This is a genomic window from Colwellia sp. BRX10-9 (assembly GCF_014077405.1).
GTDB lineage: Bacteria > Pseudomonadota > Gammaproteobacteria > Enterobacterales > Alteromonadaceae > Colwellia_A.
In genome coordinates this window covers 129,160-152,859 of the sequence record NZ_JACGVV010000007.1, presented here as the reverse complement: position 1 = coordinate 152,859, position 23,700 = coordinate 129,160, and the positions used below count along the sequence as shown (strand labels likewise).

General features: G+C 37.3%; 21 protein-coding genes. 1 reads left to right on the top strand and 20 read right to left on the bottom strand.

Annotation, left to right across the window (positions count from 1 at the left end; all coding sequences use genetic code 11):
- Window positions 1-54 precede the first annotated feature (54 nt).
- The 16 genes from H4J69_RS06640 to H4J69_RS20330 form a co-directional block, all read right to left on the bottom strand.
- On the bottom strand, window positions 55-2,496 hold the full coding sequence (locus H4J69_RS06640) for a TonB-dependent receptor (protein ID WP_182242241.1): 2,442 nt from the start codon (window positions 2,494-2,496) through the stop codon (window positions 55-57).
- Between the two features lie 86 nt (window positions 2,497-2,582).
- Window positions 2,583-2,822 (bottom strand): hypothetical protein, encoded by a 240-nt coding sequence (locus tag H4J69_RS06635; RefSeq protein ID WP_182244106.1) that lies wholly within the window; start codon window positions 2,820-2,822, stop codon window positions 2,583-2,585.
- Window positions 2,823-3,079: 257 nt separating this feature from the next.
- On the bottom strand, window positions 3,080-4,519 hold the full coding sequence (tldD, locus tag H4J69_RS06630; RefSeq protein ID WP_182175476.1) for a metalloprotease TldD: 1,440 nt from the start codon (window positions 4,517-4,519) through the stop codon (window positions 3,080-3,082).
- A gap of 26 nt (window positions 4,520-4,545) precedes the next feature.
- Complete coding sequence (locus H4J69_RS06625) at window positions 4,546-5,382, bottom strand: carbon-nitrogen hydrolase family protein (RefSeq protein ID WP_182244107.1); 837 nt, start codon at window positions 5,380-5,382, stop codon at window positions 4,546-4,548.
- A complete protein-coding gene (locus H4J69_RS06620) occupies window positions 5,375-9,316 on the bottom strand; it encodes a YhdP family protein (RefSeq protein WP_182244108.1) in 3,942 nt (1,313 codons plus the stop codon). The genes H4J69_RS06625 and H4J69_RS06620 overlap by 8 nt, the downstream gene beginning before the upstream one ends.
- A 243-nt stretch (window positions 9,317-9,559) precedes the next feature.
- Entirely contained in the window at window positions 9,560-11,026 is a 1,467-nt protein-coding gene (gene rng, locus H4J69_RS06615; protein WP_182175473.1) for a ribonuclease G, read from the bottom strand.
- Window positions 11,023-11,640, bottom strand: coding sequence for a nucleoside triphosphate pyrophosphatase (locus H4J69_RS06610; protein WP_182215530.1), 618 nt, complete (start codon window positions 11,638-11,640; stop codon window positions 11,023-11,025). The genes rng and H4J69_RS06610 overlap by 4 nt, the downstream gene beginning before the upstream one ends.
- Window positions 11,641-11,676: 36 nt before the next feature.
- On the bottom strand, window positions 11,677-12,156 hold the full coding sequence (mreD, locus tag H4J69_RS06605; RefSeq protein ID WP_070375567.1) for a rod shape-determining protein MreD: 480 nt from the start codon (window positions 12,154-12,156) through the stop codon (window positions 11,677-11,679).
- Window positions 12,143-13,063: a rod shape-determining protein MreC gene (gene mreC, locus H4J69_RS06600; RefSeq protein ID WP_182244109.1), complete on the bottom strand. Its 921-nt coding sequence runs from the start codon at window positions 13,061-13,063 to the stop codon at window positions 12,143-12,145. Before mreC ends, mreD begins: the two co-directional genes overlap by 14 nt.
- 136 nt (window positions 13,064-13,199) lie before the next feature.
- Window positions 13,200-14,243: a rod shape-determining protein gene (locus H4J69_RS06595; protein ID WP_070375565.1), complete on the bottom strand. Its 1,044-nt coding sequence runs from the start codon at window positions 14,241-14,243 to the stop codon at window positions 13,200-13,202.
- A 710-nt stretch (window positions 14,244-14,953) separates the two neighbouring features.
- On the bottom strand, window positions 14,954-15,505 hold the full coding sequence (locus H4J69_RS06590; RefSeq protein ID WP_182215532.1) for a PEP-CTERM sorting domain-containing protein: 552 nt from the start codon (window positions 15,503-15,505) through the stop codon (window positions 14,954-14,956).
- A gap of 194 nt (window positions 15,506-15,699) precedes the next feature.
- A complete protein-coding gene (locus H4J69_RS06585; protein ID WP_182221268.1) occupies window positions 15,700-16,152 on the bottom strand; it encodes an MSHA biogenesis protein MshP in 453 nt (150 codons plus the stop codon).
- Complete coding sequence (locus tag H4J69_RS06580; RefSeq protein ID WP_182244110.1) at window positions 16,142-16,960, bottom strand: PilW family protein; 819 nt, start codon at window positions 16,958-16,960, stop codon at window positions 16,142-16,144. The genes H4J69_RS06585 and H4J69_RS06580 overlap by 11 nt, the downstream gene beginning before the upstream one ends.
- A 74-nt stretch (window positions 16,961-17,034) precedes the next feature.
- On the bottom strand, window positions 17,035-17,610 hold the full coding sequence (locus tag H4J69_RS06575; RefSeq protein ID WP_259367722.1) for a type II secretion system protein: 576 nt from the start codon (window positions 17,608-17,610) through the stop codon (window positions 17,035-17,037).
- Complete coding sequence (locus tag H4J69_RS06570; protein WP_182244111.1) at window positions 17,597-18,097, bottom strand: type II secretion system protein; 501 nt, start codon at window positions 18,095-18,097, stop codon at window positions 17,597-17,599. The genes H4J69_RS06575 and H4J69_RS06570 overlap by 14 nt, the downstream gene beginning before the upstream one ends.
- Window positions 18,098-18,123: 26 nt before the next feature.
- Window positions 18,124-18,621: a prepilin-type N-terminal cleavage/methylation domain-containing protein gene (locus tag H4J69_RS20330; RefSeq protein WP_182221269.1), complete on the bottom strand. Its 498-nt coding sequence runs from the start codon at window positions 18,619-18,621 to the stop codon at window positions 18,124-18,126.
- A gap of 232 nt (window positions 18,622-18,853) precedes the next feature.
- Between H4J69_RS20330 and H4J69_RS06560 the strand changes: the two genes are divergently transcribed.
- Window positions 18,854-20,485 (top strand): PglL family O-oligosaccharyltransferase, encoded by a 1,632-nt coding sequence (locus H4J69_RS06560; protein ID WP_182244112.1) that lies wholly within the window; start codon window positions 18,854-18,856, stop codon window positions 20,483-20,485.
- Window positions 20,486-20,548: 63 nt separating this feature from the next.
- Here the strand turns inward: H4J69_RS06560 and H4J69_RS20325 are convergent, their stop codons facing one another.
- The 4 genes from H4J69_RS20325 to H4J69_RS06540 all read right to left on the bottom strand — a co-directional run bounded on the left by H4J69_RS20325 (window position 20,549) and on the right by H4J69_RS06540 (window position 23,699).
- Window positions 20,549-21,010 carry a prepilin-type N-terminal cleavage/methylation domain-containing protein gene (locus H4J69_RS20325; protein WP_182244113.1) on the bottom strand — a complete coding sequence of 154 codons (462 nt, stop codon included), beginning with the start codon at window positions 21,008-21,010 and terminating at the stop codon, window positions 20,549-20,551.
- Window positions 21,011-21,054: 44 nt separating this feature from the next.
- The gene (locus tag H4J69_RS06550) at window positions 21,055-21,651 is read right to left on the bottom strand and encodes a type II secretion system protein (protein WP_182215546.1); all 597 of its coding nucleotides are present in this window, start codon (window positions 21,649-21,651) and stop codon (window positions 21,055-21,057) included.
- A 139-nt stretch (window positions 21,652-21,790) separates the two neighbouring features.
- Complete coding sequence (locus tag H4J69_RS06545) at window positions 21,791-22,324, bottom strand: hypothetical protein (RefSeq protein WP_182244114.1); 534 nt, start codon at window positions 22,322-22,324, stop codon at window positions 21,791-21,793.
- 139 nt (window positions 22,325-22,463) lie between these two features.
- Complete coding sequence (locus H4J69_RS06540) at window positions 22,464-23,699, bottom strand: type II secretion system F family protein (protein WP_182244115.1); 1,236 nt, start codon at window positions 23,697-23,699, stop codon at window positions 22,464-22,466.
- Window position 23,700: the final 1 nt, after the last annotated feature.

The following is a 23,700-nucleotide window of genomic DNA, read 5'->3' as shown; positions in this document are numbered from 1 at the left end:
ACATACTTTGTAGATGAAGCCTTGGCCTCATCTACAAAGCTATTATTCTACTGCTTAAAAACTTCCTCTAATACCAACCGTAAACCCTCGTGCCGGTAATGGTGAAACACCTTTGAGAAATGACGTATGTACTCGTGCTTCTTCATCTGTAATATTATTCACTTTTAAAAATGCCACCATATCGTCGCCAACATTATTAATAAAGTAATTAAAGTTAGCATCTAGCATAGTATAGCCGTCTGTTTCACTTTCTAATACCGCTGTGTCTGATTGTTTAAAGTAATGTGTTGCACTTAGCTCTGCTGAATACTTATCGGTCATATAATTTAATTGACCACCAACGCGCATTGGCGGGATCCTAGGTAGATTATCATTGTTATTATCAGTAAGCTTTGCACGAATATAATCAGTAAATAGCGTCGCTTTAAGTGAAGGTGCTACCTGATAAAAAAACTCAGCTTCTACACCATACATCACCACATTATTTTGTTGGAATACATAAACGGGCAAACCGGCAGTTTCCTCCTCATGGTTTTCTTCAATGGCTTCATCGTGACTATCATGGCCGCTTTCTGCAAATAGCCCAGTATTCGCTTGATAATAATAATCGTCAATATGATTATAAAAAGCACTGGCAACAAAACCAAAGTCGCCTTCAAATTTTCTCCAAGTAAGATCTAGATTATAAGCTGTCTCTAACTCAACATTTTGATCAGACAGGTCTACATGTAATTCATGGTCTTCTTCATGTACCTCAAACAATGCCCCAACTTCATAAGTATTCGTGCCGATATGAGCACCATTCGAAAACAATTCACTCGCTGAAGGTGCTCGCTGAGAAAACGCAGCAGAAAATCCTAAATTATAACCCGTTGAATATTCCCATACAGCACCTAAAGACGCACTTATAGGCGTAAAGCTCTGTTTATTAAAATGCGACTCTTCTTCATGGCTGCCTAGTTCATCGCTATGTTCATCGTGTGATTCAACTTCACTATTTGCACTCAAGGTTACATGTTCGGCACGTATACCTAATTGCCATAAAACATCGTCTATGTGTTTCTCTTCAAGCCAAGCAATAGCAATTGATTCTGTGTTTGAAGGAGGCGTGAATGCTTCTTCTCCAATCGCATTAAAATCATTTTCTTTATAATGCAATGTCCATGCACCTTTCCAACCGTTAACGGCTTGATGATAAAGATCAAAGCGTGTTTCTAACATCTCATTATTAAATTGAGTACCGACTTCTCCTCCTTCAATTTCTTGATGTTGGTAATCTGTGTAAGCTGCTTTACTCATTACACGATTAATAAAACTGTCTTCAAAACTAATTTCACTCAATAGTTGATATCTGTCTTGTACTAAATCACCAAAAACAGCGCCTTCTTCACTGATTTCAGTTCCTGTTTCTTCATGTTCTTCTTCACCGTGTTCTGAATGCCCAGGAATACCGTAAGTTCTTTCCATTCGGCCATACGAAAAGCCAATATATCCTGCGTCAAACAAATAACTTGAACCCAGGGTAAAACCTGATGACTTCGAGGCACTGTTCTCTAGAATACCTTTAATTTCTTCGCCTTCATGTTCATCATGGCCTTCTTCATGTTCATCATCGTCTTCTTCTGCAGTCGCATAGCCTGGGATCTTATAATCATTAGATTCACGCCAAAACGCATCAAGATGAACGGCTAAACTTTTGTACCCTGTGTTTATATTGAGTGTTGCTTCACTTTCATCTGCAACATCATTATGCTTAAGTAAATAATCGACCTGATTATCAATATTTGTAGGTACTCGATTATCAACGACATTCACCACACCACCTATCGCACCACTGCCATAAAAAAGCGTTGACGGCCCACGAAGTACTTCTACCTGTTGGGCAGTACCAGCTTCGGCTGCAACCGCGTGGTCTGGTCCTACACGAGATGCATCCCCTACGTCTAAACCATTTTGTGTGATTAACACTCTTGGTCCATCCATACCACGAATAATAGGACTACTTGCAACTGGGCCAAAATAACTTGAATGTACACCCACTTCATTTTTCAGTGTTTCACCTAATGTAGATGCTTGCTTTAAACGCAGCTCGTCACCAGAAATAACATTTACTGGCAAGGCCGACTCAATACTCGATGAATGCAAAGGTGTCGCATAAACATCGACCACTTCCATGACCGTAGCGCTCAGTGAAATTGTCACCTCGGTAATGTCTTGATCGGTAATGGTGAAATACTCGTTGATATGACTAAAGTTTTTAGCACTAACATGAAGTTCTACTTTACCAACACCAATGTCACTAAAAGTAAATTGGCCTTTTTCGTCAGTAACTGCTTTATATTTAGTATTAACCAAAGAAACTTTAGCTTTCGCAATCCTGTTGCCATCGGCATCAAATACTACGCCTGAAAATTTTTGAGCATGGCTGGCAGCGCCGACCATTAATAATGATAAGGCACACAAAGGTGCAATTTTATTGATATAAATTGATTTCATTTTTTTTCCAATAGATAGATCTAAAGAAGATTAGCGATTAAGCTAATTTCCTAAAATTTTTATTTTTGAACTGTGTTAATTTTTATCTATTGAACAGGGGGGGCACGTAACTGTGGTATCAAATAAAATGGCGTGTAACGATTAACTATAATTAACGTTTGCGTGTATTGTTGATAATTACTGACGTTAACCAGTTTTAAGGTGATATTATTCTTTGGCGTGTCAATGTTATGCTGACACAGTTTACACTGCTGTAATTCAACATTATCAGGTATCAATTCACCATGCGAACTATGACTAAGCGTGGCGCACAGAAATGCAGACATGATCAATAAACTTATTATTGATTGCCGACTCTGTGAAAAAAACTGTGTAAATAAAAAGTGATTACTACGCATATGTTGTTACATTATAACAATTAGAACTATTTTTCAATCCCTGTTAATAAAAATAGCGATTGTTATTACTTTTATAATGTTTTGCCAAAATATTCCTCTTAATAGCTAGCGCAAAAAAAAAGTCATCAGCCATTTATTTCTAAATAGCGGATGACTTTCTTAAAAGTAATTTATTCAGAAATGAACTACTGAGTGCCACCAATTGTCATTTCATTGATTTTCAAAGTAGGTTGGCCAACACCTACCGGAATACTTTGTCCATCTTTTCCACAAACACCAACGCCAGCATCAAGTTTCAGGTCGTTACCGACCATGCTGACATTTTTCATCGCTTCAGGACCACTACCAATTAACGTAGCGCCTTTTATTGGCGAAGTAATTTCACCGTTTTCAATAAGGTAAGCTTCAGAGCTGGTGAAAACAAATTTTCCAGAGGTAATATCAACTTGACCACCAGCAAAATGTGGCGCGTAAATGCCTTTTTTCACTGACTTAATAATATCTTTTGGATCATGTTCACCCGCAAGCATATAAGTATTAGTCATTCTAGGCATAGGTAAATGTGCATAAGATTCACGGCGACCATTACCGGTAGGTGCTACACCCATCAGCTTAGCGTTATGCTTATCTTGCATATAACCTTTCAGAATACCTTTTTCAATCAGTACATTGTATTGTCCTGGCGTTCCTTCATCATCTATTGAAATTGAACCACGACGATTAGGGATTGTGCCATCATCAACAATAGTGCATAAATCAGAAGTCACCTTTTGACCAATTTTACCTGAAAATGCTGACGAACCTTTACGGTTAAAATCACCTTCTAAACCATGACCAACGGCTTCATGCAATAGCACGCCCGGCCAACCTGAACCAAGTACAACAGGTAACATGCCAGCTGGAGATTCTATTGCCACCACATTGACTAAAGCTTGACGAACCGCTTCTTCGGCATAAGCTAAATAACGTGCTTTACCATTTTCAAGTTCAAAGAAATAACTATAATCAGTTCGAGCACCACCGCCAGCACTGCCACGTTCACGTTTACCATTATCTTCAACTAATACTGAGCAATTTAAGCGAACCAGTGGTCGTATATCAGTAGCAAAAGTACCATCGCTAGCAGCCACTAATATTTTTTCATAAACACCTGACAAACTAACAATAACCTGCTGAACACGCTTATCAACTGAACGAGCATGGGCTTCGATTTCATGCATTAAGGTGATTTTTTGCTCTTGCGCTAGACTGCCTAACGGATCAGTGGCTTGATAAACTGATTTCACTGTTTGATTTTTAAAAGCAAGTACTCGACCATTTTGGTCGGCATTTGCAATACCTTTAGCGGCATCAGCTGCTTTTTTTAACGCGAGAGGAGAAATATCATCAGAGTAAGCAAAACCAGTTTTTTCGCCTGATATTGCTCGCACACCAACACCACGTTCAATATTATATGAACCTTCTTTGACAATGCCATCTTCTAGCATCCATGACTCATGACAGCTCGACTGAAAGTATAAGTCGGCTAAATCAATGTTTCGTTGATATATATTGTTTAACGTTTGATCTAAAAGATCTCGGTCAATTTGGCTATCGGCTAAAAGTTCACGTTCAACACTATTCATATTTTTCACTTATCGTATTAATTTATTTAATTTGGGCGTTTTAATGTGCTTTCAAATTGATTATGTTCAGTAACAGGCATTGCTGCTCTTACTCTGTCTAGTTCGTCACGGGAAAATTCAACACTAATACTACCAATACCTTGCTCTATACAGCTAAGTATTTCTCCCCAAGGACTGATAATCATACTGTGTCCCCATGTTTCTCTACCATTAAGATGCGTACCATGTTGGCCTGCAGCTACAATATACACTTGATTTTCAATGGCACGTGCTTGTAATAATGTTTGCCAATGTGCTTGACCAGTTACTGTAGTAAAGGCACTTGGTACCGTAATAACATCAGCACCTAACAAGCGAAGTTGGCGATAAAGTTCAGGAAATCTCAAGTCATAACAAATTGTTAAGCCAATATTTACATTTTCAGCTTGCCAACAACAAATTTTATCACCCGCTTGAGTATAGCGAGATTCACGATAACTTTTTTCGTTATCTTCAACATTAGCATCGAATAAATGAATTTTATCGTACTGTATTAACTCATGACCTTGCGGTGAAAAAATACAACTACTGTTAGTAAACTTATCTTCAATTTTGGCTGAGGTTGCTAGTGGAATACTACCAGCAACCAAAAGCACCTGATATTTTTTGGCTAACGTTGCCAGCTTATCTTTTAATGATCGTTTAGATACCGCTAATTGCTCGGCGTTTTTTCCTCCAAAGAACAAACAACACTCAGGTAAAACGACAATATGTTCATCATTCGAAGTAACTGGCGATAATCGAGCTAATTCAGCCTCAATACTCACTAGGTTTTCTTCAACATTGGGTACAGAGCATAGTTGTATTGCCGTAAGTCTAACCATCTAGGTTTATTTCCTTGTGATCTTTTATACCCTCTGTTTTATTTGCTGGTGTAACAGGAGTGATATTGTTCTGATCAGGAATGATATCAATAACTTCAGGAGGTGTTGAACGGCCAACTTTTATATTTTGGGTTTTTTTATCGACGACTTTTACTACGGGTAAGTCAATTGGCCCAGTAACTTCAATTTTATATTCTGAAACAACTTGCGAGGTAATAACGCCATCAAGAGCCAAAGCACCAATAAAGGTCAATGGGTTTAATGTCGCTATCCAGGCAATTGCAGGTAAGCTTGAGGTTAAATTGGGCTTATAAGACATTTTATAATCGAGTACTTGGTCGTTTAAGTTGGTATTACCTTTTATAGATAAGTCGCCTGCCGCACCTTTCATGAAAGTGTTATCGGTATAAACAACGCCATTTTTGACCTCAAAATCTCCTTTAATGGAATCATAGAACATACCATCACTAAAAATATCTCGAAAATCAAACTTCAATTTACGAACTAAGGACTGTAAACTGAGTAGTGAAAATGCTCGGGCTTGATCAGGTACTTCAGCTAAATATCCGTCTGAAAGTTTAACTTGGCTTGTACCGTTAAAGCTTCCTATCGCAAAATCTAATGGGCTACCTGTCCAGTTAAAATTATAGTACATATCCAATTCACTATCTTTTATCGTTGAAGGATAACCTAATTTCTCGACTTCTTGATCAACATTTTTCGCTTTCAATTTGCCTATAATAGTGGTTTGAGATTCATCGGCATTATGTTGCCAACTGGCATCAAAACTTAATTGTGTTTTACCCCGTGTAGCCGTAAATTTTTTAATGGTTAACGTATCGACAGCAGACCGTTCAATAGAAAAATCAACTTCACCAAAATCAAATTTTCCATAGCTACAACTCGAACATTTCCCACGAATAGGCGGAATATTAGCGAAAATAACATCGTTACTTATCGGTTCTGCTGATGGTTCCTCAACAAGGTTTTCATTAACAAGTTCATCATCTGCCGTTAAATGAATAAAATCAGCATTAAGCTCTATCCCTTGTTGATGCCAATCAGGATAAAACTTAGCTTTGGTACGTGTTTCTTTGGCTTGCAATTCAAGTAACCACCATTGCTCTTCATCGTTAAGATTAAAAGAGACGTCAGTTAATTCTTGTCCTAACACATTAAGCTTTTCAACCTTGCCCCTAATACGTTTAGGCGCACTTAACAGGGCAACATTATCTGCAGCTGTATTTACCGATGCTTGTTCTATGCCATCAAGAATATCAAAAATTAACGGTTGCCACTCGGTTACTGAGGCGGTAGATAAGTTTGTCGTGATATGAAAGCCTTCCGTTGGTAATAACATATGTTCATTACCTAAGACTAAATGTGCTTTAGTAAATTGCACTTTACTATGATTTAACTCACCATAAAAATTTAGCTCATCACCGATTTGTGCGTAAAGTACTGATGAATTTTCCTCTCCAGAAACTTTTACCGCAACATTAAGTACATCATCGGCTATTTTTTTATAAGGCGCAGGTAATGAAAGTGCTATCTTTTCTAAAGTAGAGTCCAGTAAGAGTTCATAACTAAAACTACCTTGGTGGTGCATCTTTAGCGTTAAATCACCTTGCCACGCTAACAGACCCTGACCATATTTTTCAAGTAATTCTGGCAGCTCTTTTTCCCAAGCGGTTTCTGGCCACTGCGCTTGTAGGTTAATCAATGTTTGGTAATATTTACGGTTAGTATCCTGGGCTTCTACTTTCAGTACTAAGGGCATTTCTCGCCAATTTAATGTCAGTCCTTGCGTCTTTATTACATCATTTTCGTAGCTCAATTCACCATTCACTTCCGTAAAGTTCATGGCAGGTGCTTGCAATGCTATTTTATTATTCTTGAACTCAACCTTGCCACTTGCCACAGCACTATCAAGATCATTTAAAGGTAAATTTAGTGCAAAGCTACCTGAAATGTTTTCTGATACTTGTAGCTGGTTTAGTGTCTCTCCAACCGTGTCGGCCAACGGACTATTGTTCATTAAGTCACTTACTGCATTGGCTTGGGTATCTTTAAAATTCGCGGCAACTGTTAATATTTGTTGGCCAGCTAAATCATCAATAGCAACCTTAACACCGGTAACGTCTATGCCAGTAAGCTCACCACCTCGACCCGTAATTAGCATGCTGTTGTTAGTGAAATTTAAGTTTGCATCAAAATCATTAATCACCGGCCAACTTGGATCAAACTGAAATTTACTCTTGACCAATTCTGCATTAACAACAAAAATACCGCTATTATCTTCAAATGGGAATTTATCGAGTGGCCCATTAAAAAGCACTTGCGCTTGTGCGAATTCTCCGTCAATGATGGCTAAGTTTAAGTAATCTACCAGCTCCTGTCCCATCAATAGATGTGGGTAAAAATAGTTTGCGAGCTTAGCGTCACCTTGATGCACATTAGCGAGTAATGCCATCGTGATTGTTTCATCTTCTAGCGCTTTAATTTCTACATCGGCGGTAGCATTAAGTTGTTCTGATATCATTTCGATTTGCTGAACTTTCACTAATAGTTCAGCATGATTAAAGTCGACATTAACTTGTGCAGCAATCGATTGGTATGGAATGGGATAAAGAAAGTGTTGGTCAAAATCTAGCTCTCCATTTTGAGCTAACAACTTAACCTGCAAGTTTTTTTGAGTGAAGGTAAGTTCACCACTGACATTTTCAACGCCGGGGATCCCTTGACTAAACGAAGAGGTAACATCCGAAAATTGCGCTACGGCTTTAATATCATCGTCATTATTGAGCAAGTAAACGTCGGTTATCTGTCCAACCGGAGCAAGATCATTTAATAATGTTTCACTTTCTGGGTGGCCAGAAAAAAGTGGATAAAGGTCAGCTAAACCAAACAGCTCTAATGAAGAAATATACGTAAGTAGGCCATTGGCCGTTCTTTTCGTGTTGATGGTTAATGGCTGCCAAGCCTTATTGTTGGTGTAGAACTGTAATGGTGTGGTCGTAGTGTTTATATTTTTAGCATCGTCAAAATTTTCAACCAAGATATTACCTTCGTCGATACGAATACTGTGTAATTCATCTTTAAAAAGCCAACTCACTTCATTATCGCCTAATGCGATTTGTAATCTGTTGGCTTTGCCTTTGTTTAAGGTATACCAAGCACTAAAATTAACCGATGAATAAGTTTTGTCATTTTCGATAGCAAAAACAGTATCTAGCCACGGAGTTACATTAAGCTTATTCGCTTCAAAGTATAGTTGACCACTTAAATCACGAAGGTCTTGTCCTGATGCATCAAGATTAAATTTAATATTATTAGATGTTAGCCCGTCAATAAGCATACTACCCGTAGCTCGATGATGATTACCGTTATTGACCCAAGCAAGTTGGTCGACTAAAAAGGTTCGCGTTTTTGACTCATCTTGTATGGTGATATTACTGTTTATTAATGAAAAGCGATTAATTTGCTGAAACAATACATCGCTGATGGTAGCAATAACCGAACTATCTTCCGCGTTTTGATCTTTTGACGTTAATAATGCTTTATCAAAAAAAACTTGTACACCTGCTAAGGTTATATCTTGAGAAATCAATTTTTGATGGCGTAAGCTTCCCCAGAAATCAACAGTCAATTCCATGCGAGACACAAATATATTAGCGGTTTGAGTATCTAGTACATTAACTTTTTCAACAACTATCGTCGGCCCGTCAACCTCCCAATCCATGCTCAACGAACCTATGCTTACATTGCTGTCATAAGTTTCATTGAGATAATATTGTAAGTCTTGATGAAAATTATGTGCGTAGGGCAAAGATAAACGAAACGCACTGATCAGTACCGCAAAAAGCACCAACAAAATTGCCAATACTTTATACAGTCGATTTAACCAACGATTCGAAAAAGCTGAAATACTCATAAAATGAATTTACTACACACTTAATTATCTTAATTTTTAACTTACGGTGATTGATTTATTTACCGTCAAATCAGGTTTTGAAGCCAATATACTAAATTGCCTACACGGATGTAGGTACTTAGGTTTAGTCTGGAACTGTAAACATGTGCCTACACGGATGTAGGTACTTAGGTTTAGTCTGGAACTATAAACCTAAGTTTAAGTAACAATAAGACCCTAATGGCCTTTATCGATAGTTTTTAATTACATCATAATCACATCAAACTGCTCTTGATTATACATGGTTTCTGTCTGAACTTTAATTTGCTTACCGATGAAAACTTCTAACTCAGCAAGGTGATGATATTCATCATTAATTAGTGATTCACTTACTGCAGAAGAAGCATAAACAGTGAATTTATCTGAATCATAGGCGCGATTTACTCGTACTATTTCACGCAAAATTTCAAAACAAACGGTTTCAACAGTTTTTAAATGCCCTCGACCTGAACACACTGAACATTCTCCACACAATATATGTTCTAGACTCTCTCGGGTACGTTTACGGGTCATTTCTACTAAGCCAAGCTTAGAAAACTTACTAATACTGTATTTAACATTATCTTTCGCCATCGCTACATCTAAACTGTGTAACACACGTTTTTGGTGCTCTGCACTGTTCATGTCAATAAAATCGACAATAATAATGCCGCCTAGATTTCTCAGTCTCAACTGTCGAGCAATGACTTGTGTGGCTTCTGAATTAGTATTAAAAATAGTTTCTTCTAGATTACGATGGCCGACAAATCCACCGGTATTTATATCAATCGTGGTCATCGCTTCGGTTTGATCAATAATTAAGTAACCACCCGACTTCAATTCAATTCTTCTATGCAACGCTCTTTGTATCTCATTTTCGACATCAAACAAGTCAAAGATTGGTCGCTCCCCTGGGTAATTTTCTAAAAAAGGGGTTAAATTAGGGACAAATTCTTCGGTAAATTCCCGCAACTGCTCAAAAGTCAGTTTTGAATCGATACGAATTCGTTCAAGATCAATACCAACAAAATCACGGAGTACACGAAATGCTAATGAAAGATCTTGATAGATAGGCGCTTTCATTTGCTTTCTTTTTTTACGGTCTTGCACTTTTTTCCAGACACGACGTAAAAATTCAGCATCATGTTTTAATTCTTTTTCATCAGCACCTTCAGCAGCCGTTCGAACAATAAAGCCGTGTTCCTCACTACAATATGGCGTAATAATATCTTTGAGACGATTGCGCTCTTTTGAAGATTCAATACGTTGTGATATGCCCGCATGATTAGCATTTGGCATTAACACCAAATATCGAGCGGCTACGGTAATATCTGTGGTTAAGCGCGCTCCTTTGGTGCCCAGTGGATCTTTAATGACCTGAACCACAATTTGCTGGCCTTCATGCACTAACGCTCTAATGTCAGGTACGTGGTCAGCGGGCAAATCGTCATTACTAATAATGAGTTTAGTGTTGATGTCTGAAGCATGTAAGAACGCGGCTTTTTCTAAATTAATATCAATAAAGGCTGCTTGCATACCCGGTAAAACCCGAATAACTTTACCTAGGTAAATATTGCCAACCAAACCACGACGAGATTCACGTTCAACATGAACTTCTTGCAATACGCCATTTTCTATTAGCGCAACTCGAGTTTCACTTGGGGTTACATTAATCAGTAATTCACCGCTCATAAAATTTCTCCGTCGCTGAGGGGGCTTGTTTGGTCTTGAACAGGGGTAGGTAAACCTAACTCAGCCAATAATTTTGCTGTTTCATATAAAGGTAAACCGACTACAGCAGAATAACTACCTTTAATTTGTGTCACAAATTGTCCACCAATACCTTGAATACCGTACGAGCCTGCTTTATCTTGAGGTTCACCGGTATGCCAGTAGCGCTTAATTTCTTCAACAGACAATTTTTTAAAGGTAACATCCGTAGAAATAACCGCGGATAATATTTGTTTGTTTTTTACAACGGCAATGGCGGTCAGTACTTGGTGAGTGTTGTTTGATAACATTAGCAGTTGTTGACAGCATGCTGCAATATTCTCAGGTTTACCAAGAATATGATTGTCGAAAATAACGCTAGTATCAGAACCGAGCACGACACTGCCTGCTACTTGATTTTTTGAGACTACCGTCGCTTTTTCAATCGCCAAACGTAACACATAATCGCTCGGTGATTCATTGTCGATGATGCTTTCATCGATATCAGCAGAAATAGTTTGAAATTGATAACCCAGTTGGCTAAGTAATTCTTTTCTTCGTGGTGACTGTGACGCTAAAATTAAAACGGGCTTCATAGAAAAATTACTCAGTTAACGGGTCAATAACAGGGGTTAAGTAATACGAAAGTGACGGCGTACTTTTCTTAATAATAAAAACGCCCAAGGCCACAGTACAATAGTTGTGATCACCGGATATAAATAACTAGGTAAGAACACGGCATCAGTTAAAAACCGTTGCATCCAAAAAACAATTAAATGATATAACGCCGATAAAACACCAACAATGAGTGATTGTTGCCAAACAGAGAAATTTCTAATTTTTTGAAAGTTGCCCGCGATAATATAAACAGCAAGAGCCATCGCCATCGTGTGCACACCGAGAATAGACCCCAGTAAAACATCAAGTAATAAGCCAACAAAACCAGCGGTTATAACATTAACACGCGCGGGTAAGGCTAAGCACCAGTATACTAATACCACTAACACCCAGTCTGGACGAAAAACATCAATACTCTGGGGTAATGGCATAATGCTGGCTATTAAAGCGATAACCGTCGTAAAAATAATAATCAAAAGGTTACGTATCGACATTATTTAGTCCTGTGTTATCTTCACTTTTTTTATTATCAGGTACGTTTGGTGTTACTACTTTTTGCGAAGGCGCAAAAATCTCTGATGCTTTTTCAGGCCACAGCAATAATAAATAGCGTAATCGATCAATTTTAGCGACCGGCTGACTTTGTACTAAAGCAAAGGCATTTGCATCATTCTGTGAAACTTTGGTCACTCGTGCAACAGGATAGCCTTCAGGGTACTTATCGCCAAGACCAGAAGTTACTAATAAATCACCCGTGCGAACATCCGTACTGTGTTGCACAAAATTATGGGTTAATCTGTCTATTTGTCCTGTTCCTGAAGCGACTAAACGCACACCATTTCGACTAACTCTAACAGGTACGGCGTGAGTGACATCAGTAATTAAAATAACCCGACTACTATTAATACCCACATGTAATACTTGCCCAACAATACCTTCATCGTCAATAACAGGTTGACCTTCAAAGACACCATCATCACTGCCACGGTTAATAACGACTTGCTGACTATACGGATCAGAGTCGACTGATATTATTTCAGCGACCATTTTCTTTACTTCACCACGTATCGGCGAGGCCAGTAATAAACGCAACCGCGTATTTTCTTTCTTGATAATTTCAAGTTCTAATAGTTGTTGATGAAAACGCAATTCTTCAACTTTATATTGCTGGTTATCACTGAGTAGTTGTCGCCGCGTAACAATATTTTCGGCAGCCCAAGTCATGACTTGCTTAGGAGTCGTCGCTAAATACTGTAAGGGGCTGACCAGAGACTGTAAATAACCTCGAATATTTTCAAAGCTATTCATTTTGTGATCGAAAAAAATTAAAGACACAGAACAAAACAGCACCAACAAGAGTCGGTGCTGAGGGGAAGGGCCATGTTTAAATATTGGATTCATATAAACCTAAAATTTATTTAGGGAATGGTCATCGTTAAGCTACATAGGTAAATTTAAGTAATAGATACAAGATGACATCAGTCAATAAGTACTTCTACCCGCTAAATTTACCCTACAACGACAGACGGAAGGTTACTTATTCATAAGAGAATAAATCGCCGCCGTGCATATCAATCATCTCAAGCGCTTTACCACCACCAAGAGCCACACACGTAAGTGGATCATCAGCAACGACAACAGGAATGCCAGTTTCTTCCATTAATAAACGATCCAAGTCACGTAATAATGCGCCACCACCAGTAAGTACCATACCACGTTCTGAAATGTCAGAGGCTAGTTCTGGTGGCGCTTGCTCTAAAGCAACCATAATAGCACTAACAATGCCGGTTAGTGGTTCTTGTAGTGCTTCTAATATTTCATTGCTGTTCAACGTAAAACTACGAGGAACACCTTCAGCTAAGTTACGGCCACGTACTTCAATTTCTAATACTTCTTCACCTGGGTAGGCTGAACCAATTTCATGTTTAATACGCTCAGCGGTTGCTTCGCCAATTAAACTACCAAAATTACGACGTACGTAATTGATAATGGCATCGTCAAACTTATCGCCACCGATACGTACAGAAGAAGAATAAACCACACCGTTCAATGAAATAATACCGACTTCAGTGGTACCACCACCAATATCAACTACCATCGAACCTGTAGCTTCTGAAACGGGCATACCTGCACCAATAGCCGCAGCCATTGGTTCGTCAATAAGATAAACTTCACGGGCGCCAGCACCAAGTGCAGACTCACGAATAGCGCGACGTTCAACTTGAGTAGAACCGCAAGGAACACAAACAAGTACACGAGGACTTGGGCGTAAAAAATTATTACTGTGAACTTGTTTAATAAAGTATTGCAGCATTTTTTCAGTAACAAAAAAGTTAGCGATAACACCATCTTTCATTGGGCGAATAGCTTCAATATTACCTGGCGTTCTGCCCAGCATTTGTTTTGCAGCAGAACCTACTGCGGCTACACTTTTTGAACCACCAGAGCGGTCTTGGCGAATAGCAACTACCGAAGGCTCATTCAAAACGATGCCTTGATCTTTTACATAAATAAGTGTGTTCGCCGTTCCTAAATCTATTGATAAATCATTAGAAAACATGCCGCGTAATTTTTTAAACATAAGATCTAAATATCCTAAAGTGTTATAAAAAGAGAATTAATCTCTTTTATTCTCAACAAAGCATTGAGTTAATCAATGAGCATTTTGTCAAGTTTGTTAATAATATATTATATGGGCTAATCATACCTGAGTGTTTCAAATTTGTGTTGTTTGAATGATAAAAAACATCACTTTTTTAGCATATTTTTAATGACTAAGCCAAAATTGAGGGAATTGTTAATCAATAATGTATTAAATCCCTCATTCTTGTTAAAAAGTCACAGTAACATTTTCTCGATTTGGACAAAATGTTACAATTGCACAATTACGTTTATCGGTTATGTTACTTACTTTTGCGGTGCAGTTACACTTTCGCCAATCTTTAGTCTTGTATTCAACACCAATAGTTCCCTAATTATTACCATAAAATGACAAAATATTTTTGTACTCGCTTCGAATTACAAATCAATCTTTTTAGATAACCTATTTAATAAATTTCAGCATTTTACCACGAAATAACCATGCTAATTAATCATATTTATCGGTGAATGAAATTTCACTATGACTAATGAATAAAGATGAATGTTCGGCTTAAAAGCCAGCTATTTTTTATCGGCACGTCTTTTCAAATAAATTTAACGAGCTTAATATAGGTCTATATAATTATTTTAAGGCAATAAAAAGCCCCGCATTGACGAGGCTGTTTGCACGTAAACGCTACAAATTCGAAACTATTGAATTACACGATTTCTCATGGATAATGCGATTAAAGCAATGGCAAAAATCATAATTGTTGTAGGTTCAGGTACTTGAGCTGGGGTATTGCGAACGTAAAAAGTTTCATATGCCCAGCTACTTGTATTGTTATCACCCACTAAGTAGGTCTCAATTAGTCCTGCATTAAAACCATCAACATCTATATCAGATACCTCTGTAATAGCAGTATTCCAAAACACAAATGAATTCTTGTATACAAGTTCATTTGAAGCATTTAAGTAACTAAAGTCTGCAATATCTCTATTATTTATAAATATTAATAACTCAGAAGATTCAGCATGTCTCCATCCTTTACGATCCCAGCCATTAAGACTGTCAATTGAATCAGGCGTATAAATAGTATTACTGGCCCACGACGCATTCTCAGCAGACGCCCAAGTCCAGTCTAAGCCGCCAATAGTGACATAGTTATCCTGAGTGAGCTCAGATTTGATTAGCCCTGAGTGGGCAACATTAGATAAAAATAAAAAAATAAACGTGGTAAATTTTAAAGAAAACTTAATCATTATAAACCTCAATTAATGAAGAACATCAGTACACTTGTTTACTACTTAACCAACAATAGAGCATAAGTCATGCCAACCAATTAAAGGCAATAAAAAACAATAGGATAGTGAGGTAAAAATATAATCAACAAAGCTAACTGTAAAAAAACCTAACACTTAAATCACACTTGATTTAAGTGTTTTCCATAAGAGTGTTATAAACTTCTTGCCTCTATCTGAACAGTTCGAGAGGTAACAACACCTCCAATTGAACATTGGCCAACGCTGGTAATCACATAATATGTTGTACCATCAAATACACCATCGTCCTTACAGGTTACTGTTGCTTGACAAGAAGACAAGCCTTCAACATTCGAAAAATCAGGTACAATAATATTGCTCTTGCAAGCCGTTTTAACATTAGTATCGTGTGGAAAAACTTCTAGTAACTGCCATTGAGCACCTGTCTGTGCTGCCGCATAAGCACGGGTGCCTATAACTTCATAGGCAACAGATTCCGCACTTGAGGATAGTATTTTTACTAGCCCCGCCCCCAGTAATGCCAAGACAACAATAACAAAAATAGCGACAACAATTGCACTGCCTTCTTGCTTACTTTTGACTTGGTTTGCAGCATATTTATAATGATGAACTGGATTATGGAACATTTGGCACCTGTATCTCATTATCAAAAACAATTTCTTCAAATAACCTCATAAAATGTAGCCGAATAGATACAATCGCATTACGTTGTAAATTAGCGCCATCGGTACTAAATGCTGAATCATCTGTTAAAAACTCAGCCATTATAGCCCGGTTAATTAAACCAAGTGGTTCACCTGCATTACTATGCCCGGTAACATCGTATCTTATTAAATTATTATTATCACCACTACCTTCAATACAATACATCACTGAATCATCAATAAAATAAACCCGATTCGTTGCGGAATCCTCAGCAAAAAGCACTGAGTATTCTAAGGTTAAAACATGTGGGTCAATAGTACGATCGCTTGAATAAGCTGCACTATCAATAGGATAAAACTTCTTATTTGATTTAAGGTAAACATCGTTTGCCACAACCGGGTAAACAATGACATTAAAGTTTATAATATCGGCACTACTGACAGTAGTTGAAGCGGGTACAATAGTAATTTCATCACTTGCTGAATCTGGAGAAACAGGTATATCAACATATACAGCGCTTGCTTTAATTGGCATAAACTCTAAACAAGTATTAGTTATTCGTGCACTATTAGGCAATGAGGCCCTAAGCTCTCTGTTAAGTCTTTCGATGGCAAAGCGAGCAGACGATAATATTTGATCACGTGCAGTAGCATCAGCATATAACTGGCTACCAAACTGTAAGAAGCTACTTACTCCTACCGATAATATGCCCAGTAATACCATGGCAATGATAAGTTCAATCAAGGTAAAACCTTTTGAAGCTTTACCTTTAAAATTAGTACTTCTCAAAGGTACTCTTTTTAACAAAGAAGCATCCTTAATTTTTTTTACAGTGCTATATGGTTGCCTAAAACGAATTAGCATTAGAAGTTCGCCTTATATACCGAAAAAAAATAATCATCGTTTTGCGGGCTGCGTACAGTAATAGTAATTAATTTTGCTGTTTTTTCATTATCTGTAGCTGATTGGTATTCACCGCTATAGTCGCTATCATTGATGACTGAAACATTCATATTAAAACCCATATAAATATCAGCAAGACTATTGCCTGAGGAATTTACAATTTCATCGCCAAAATTAATTGAGTTGTAATCGTCTACGTCATCAAAATTATTACGTTGTTCACCAGGCTCAGCTCCTAAGTTACTCGAAGCTGTGCAACTAAGCGCAGATATTTCGCCACACCTGACAAAACCACCAGACATATCAGAGTTCTCATCAAACGCTTTACCTAAAATTTCATTAATCATCGATTGCCCTAATTCTGCGGCTCTGATCTGGTGAACTTGTGCGGCGCTTTGACTTGCCATTGGATAAATTAAACTTGTTAACACTGCATAGGTAATAGATAGCACGACAATACCAACAATAAGCTCAATCAGCGTAAAACCTTTCTGCTTATAATTTTTTTTCGCACTCATACGATTAGTTAACAGCATAAATATAACCTTGCTCGTTAATAGCAACAATGAGCGTTTGTTCTTGACCAACTATACTAACTTGGCAAGGAGAAGAGCAATTAATCGGCCGACCTAAATGATCAAATGAAAATGGCGTTGTACCACCTGCATATTGAAAATTAACAGTATCATCGATAATTTTAACGATAGTCGTGCTGTTGATATTATTATTTACAAAACTGCTGCAGCTATCATCTGGAATGCCTAACTTATCGTTAGTAATTAAAACAAGGTGGCATTGATTAGCTGAAGTATCTTGCATGGTACGTAATTGAATACCACGCAGTTTAGTTACGGTTTCGTTTTGGTAGGTGATTTCTTCATAGCCACCAGAAGTTTGCATTTTTGGAATAATGGTCGTGGCGAGTATACCAATGAGTATAATGACAACTACTAACTCAATTGTTGTGAAACCTTGTTGTTTCAGTAATTTTCTTTGATTGGTGATAAGTTTATTTATGCTCACAAATCATCTCTTAAAATAGTTATAAATTAAATACAGTCAAAAATACTTATTACAGGTGCTATATCTTTCCCTACGGATCCCTGAAAAGTGACCATACAAGGTGACGTTAAACTCGTTGGGGCGTCAATATTTGCAGGATAAATAGTTAAAATTGCCCCCGTATTATTAGCACTAATCACAAAGTCATCTCCTAAATTGATTAATCTACGCCAATAAACTCCAGGAGATCTTGGTACTACAGGGTAACCATAACTAATAGCAAGAGAGTTACCATCTTTTAAAGTAATTGAAGCCGTTCTATCACTTTGATTTCCAGCAACAATGGATTTACTATAAACAAGCGCTGATGCACCTTCTAATGAACCCTTAACTGCTTGTAATGTCGCGGTATTGGCATCGGCAGTTAAGTTTATATACTTGGGTACTACTGTTACTGCAAGAATGCCTAAAATAACAATAACGATCACCAACTCAATCAGGGTAAATCCTTGCTGATTTTTCTTTGGTTGTTTTAGTGTATTCATAGACTTCATCGGTCTTTCACTTTTGTTTAAAAATTCAATTTATTATCATTTGATAGCATATAACATTTATCAAAAAAAATATATCTTGCACCTAACAAACAATCTGGCGATAAGATATTGTAAATACTAGTGAACACCATTAGTCTTTGTATATTGTTTTTTTACTCATTTGATACCATTGCGCCTTTTTCCCTATTTCCGATTTTTTCTCATTTTATACTTCTGCTTTGCCATGCACATAGTTTTAGAAACACCCGGTGGCACAGGGCTTTATTTGTCATTCAATGTTTTTGGTTGGTTAATCGCCACCATACTTATTTCTTTAGGTCTTTGGCAAATTACCATTAACAAAAAAGTCATTCTTAGTAAATTACAGCTTTACAGTTTATTGGGGTTTCTGTGTTTATGTGTGCCTATGTTTTATGGCAGTGAGTTCAGTGACCACGCTATTCCACGCTTACTAGGTTTGGCTGGTGGTTTATTGCTTCTGTTATGTTTATATCAATTTGATGAATTAAGAATAAACCCCCAACAAATTTTATGGTGGATATTAATAGCTGTTGCTCTACAAGCAAGTTTTGGCTTAGTACAGTATTTTATTTTAGAAACAGGTGATTGGGGAGGTTATACGGTAGGAATTAGTCGGCCTCATGGCAGTTTTTTACAACCGAATGTAATGGCAAGTTTTATGGCGACAGGCATTGCGATTGCACTGTATTTATCAGTCTCATCAAAAACATTTTCCATAGATAAATATCAACAAGCGCTCTGTTATTCCTGCTTATTCTCCGCGACCTTTTTAGTGGTGGTATTGCAGTCAAGAACCGGACATTTCGCAACACTTCTAGTACTAGCCTTTATCAGCCCTTTTTTATGCTTTATAAATAAAAAACAACTGGGGATTAATTTCCTATTTATAATCATTTCTACTTTAGCTGCAATGCAAAGCTTTGATGATAGTAATGTAGCTAAAAGAGGTGAAAGCAGTTATCAGTCAGAAGGCACAAGGCCTTACAACTTTTATGTAACAAGTTTAATAATAAAAGAAAATCCTTTTTTAGGCGTTGGTTACGGTAACTTTGAACGCAAGTTCTTAGACCGATATAACGAGCATAAAATATTAGACCCTAAGTTTAGAAAACCTGAATTAAATTTGTCTCACCCGCACAGTGAAGTTTTATATTGGGTTAGTGAAGGAGGAATAGTAGCGTTTTTTGGTATGATTTTTTTCTTTATTGCTTATATGAATAGCTGGCTTAAAATTAATAATAAGTCAGCTAAGCGCTTAGCTATATTAGGTTTGATTACTCCTCTATTGCTGCACAGTCAATTAGAGTTTCCTTTTTATACCTCTATAAGTCACTGGTTTATTTTTATTATGTTACTTTGGTATACTGATGTACAAAGTAACATTAAGACGCACGTTATTTCATTAGACAAGACCTTTTTACTCCGTTTTCTATCTATATTGTCTCCCATCATTTTCCTCCCTTTCTTGATAACGACCTTACACACAGGCAACATTATTGTTGAACATGAAAAACATGGTTATCAAAATATTGAGCGTTTGTTAGATATTGAAAACCCTATCTCTTGGCAAAGTAGGCTAGATAAAAACATTTATGAGCATACATTAGTTGCTGGGTTGCGAGAGAAAAGCCCTCAAGTTTTACAGCGATATATTAATTGGGGACTTGAGCGTGTTAGACATGCTCCAAGAAAGAGCATTTATTCAAATATATTGTTGTGTTTAGGTATCTTGAAACAGGAAGTTGTATATCAGAGAGTTTTAAAAGAAGCTAAATTCACATATCCGCTCGTTGAAGATTGGGGAATAAATATTATAAAGTCTAAAGATGATTAATGTATTAATAAACATCTAATAATAAAAAACCGAGCAATGCTCGGTTTTTTATTGCCTTACCAGTTAGCACTTATCAGTATCAATGCCAATCGTTGGTCTAGTTTCACTATTTGTTACTGTATTAGTATAAGTTGCTAAGCATTCTGTTCCGTCAGCCGCGTCATCATGTGTAAACGTAGCAGAAGAACCTGATATGCTTGCTGTTATATCTGAGTCAATATCAATTAAATCACCAATAGACGCATTCGTTGGCCAGCCGTAATTTAAAAGAATGTTTGAAGAACCAACACTGATCGCTTGACCTGCTGATTCAGCACTAGTTTTACCCGCAACTAATGCTTTAGCGTGTGCTAGATCAGCAGCTGAGTTTAATGCACCTTTCACGCCTTGAATTACCGATGCCTTAGCATCTCCAGTCAAATCAATAAACTTAGGTGCTGCAGTTGCAGCTAAAATACCTAAAATAACGATAACGATAACTAATTCAATTAACGTAAAACCGGCTTGCTTTTGTAATTTTTTCATAATTTACCTTTTAATTTAATTTTAAATTCTTATCTATCTAACGATTAGTTTATTACTGCAATATTAATCTCTACACGACTAGTCGCAGGATAATAGGTAAAATTGTTGCCTATATTTGCTACACCCGGGTCAACAAAAGCACCCGTTGTTGCGTCTTTATTCAATGTTTCTGTTAAATAATAAATACAATGTGAGTCAGCGACATCACCTGTTTCAGCAACAATATAATTTGTTGTACTGTCTGAGTTAGCAAATGTTTCTAGTGTTGGAGGTTGTTGAAAAATATTATCCCAAATTTCTTTACAATTAGCTGCGTCGAAGCCACCACCTAATGTTGCCCCATCGGTTAAACCCGTTACATAACCAGGACGTACACCTGCTGCTTCAGTGGTTAATGTTAGACTCACACCATCATAAACTGTGGTGTTATTTGTGCCAGTAGTCGTGCGCCCTTCAGCTTCCCACTGAGCTCTAGCTAGAGAAATACCTGTTGCAAAACCACCTGCCATACCTTCGATATTGGCTTGTTTAGCTTGATCAGTTAAATCAATAAATTTAGGAATGGCCGTTACCGCTAAGAAACCTAAAATAACCACAACAATGACTAATTCAATGAGTGTAAAACCTGCTTGTTTTTTCATCACAACCTCTTCTATCGTTTTGCTAGCGCTTTGACTAGTGTTATAAATTGATTCTAACAACGATTTACTAATAAAGTCACTTACTTAGTGTACTTTTATAGCATTATTAACGTATATAAAACAAATTCAATGCTTTTTATTAATGTATTTTTATTTCAGTAACCTTACCGTTGCTTGGGTGATATTCAAAATATTCACCCGAAGGTAAGCTATATTGGCAAAGATATTTTTGTTGCTGCCCCACTTGATTAGTTTTGATATTGACTATTACTGCTGAAATAGGCTGTTTTATATAAATCATAGGTGTTGCTAACACTTGTTGCCATATTTTCTGACACTCGTTTTCATTACTTAGGCTATTTACAGTGGCTATATCAACCCAACCCAATTTGTTTACGGCAATGCGATTATTTTCGCGATCGCCATTGACTGCTGTTGCTTCTTTGATCAAGACCCAGCTAGGTTTATTATCCATAAACCATTGCGCATGAATACCTATAACTCGTGCGGAAAATGTATTGGCAACAGAATCAAAACCTACACGTGATAAATACTGCTCTTGTTTAAAAAAATAATAGAGGAATGTCGCCATAAGTAAGCCAATCATAGCAAGTATGATCAGGTTTTCAGCTAACGACTTACCCTTTTTAGCACTTACCTGTTGTAATGTCATATTATAACTAACTTAATCCATAAAAATTATTAGGCTATAAATACCTCAACGATTAAATCAACAAGCTAAATTGATCTACGTTTCAAGTCATAGGCTCATTACATTGATAATAATCAAACGTAACAATTAAAGACAAACACTATTTACCTTTAAAGGCCGACATCATGTCCCACATTGGAGTAAATATACCCAGTGCAAGCACCAACACCATAGCGGCAACAATAGCGATCATTATCGGCTCAATACGAGCCGTTAACGTACTCAGTTCGTAATCAACCTCGCGTTCATAGTAATCACCAACTTCTTCTAGAAGCTCGTCTACTCGACCGGTTTCTTCGCCAACAGCCACCATTTGTAAAACGAGAGGTGTAAATAACTTACTGGCATTGGCTGAGCGCAATAAACTATCTCCACTTTCAATGCCACCGCGCATGGCTAAAATTTTATCTCGCATATAAGTGTTATCTACGGCGTCTGCAACTAAGGTCAATCCTGTTGTTAAAGGAACACCGGCTTTAAGAACAATGGCAAATGTATGGGAAAACCGTGACAGAATAGACCGTTCAATCACCCCTCCGACAACCGGTAATTTTGTTTTTAATCGGTCCCATAAATACATACCACGTTCAGTTTTTAAATAATTTTTTAGGCCAAAGAAGCCAAATACACTTCCTACAAGCAGATGAGGCCAGTAGTTTAAAAAGAAATTCGAACTGGCAATTAGCATTTTTGTAGTCACGGGTAAGTCAGCACCTAATTTTGCAAACATATTTGCAAATGTAGGAACAACAAAAATATTCAAAATGACCATAGCAATCACAATGGCGCCGAGGACAAAACTTGGATAACGTAAGGCGGTTTTTATTCGTTTACGGGTGTCTTGCTCTCGTTCAAGATAATTGGCCAGCTTTAAGAACGAACCATCTAGCTGTCCGGTATTCTCGCCAACATGGACTAACGAAACAAATAGAGGTGAGAAAAGCTTAGGGTATTTACTTAAAGCGGTTGAAAGGGTGTAGCCCCCTTCTAATTGACTACCAATATCAGTTAAAGCAACTTTTAATTTATCAGATGTACTTGATTCTGCCATACCGTTGATCGCGCGTAATATTGGCACGCCCGAACGAACAAGTGCATACATTTGTCGACAAAAGACAATGAGTTCATCCAATGATATAACAGAAAAGCCCAGTAAATCACCAATATCTATATTTGCTATATCAGTTGAACCGCTATCTTTTGATTGATTAATAGCAACGGGAATAATGCCTTGACGTGACAATTGCTCAGCAACCGTATTAGCGTTTGTTGCTTCTATTGTCCCTTTAACTTGTGAGCCGCTAGCATTTCTGCCTACGTAACTAAATATAGCCATA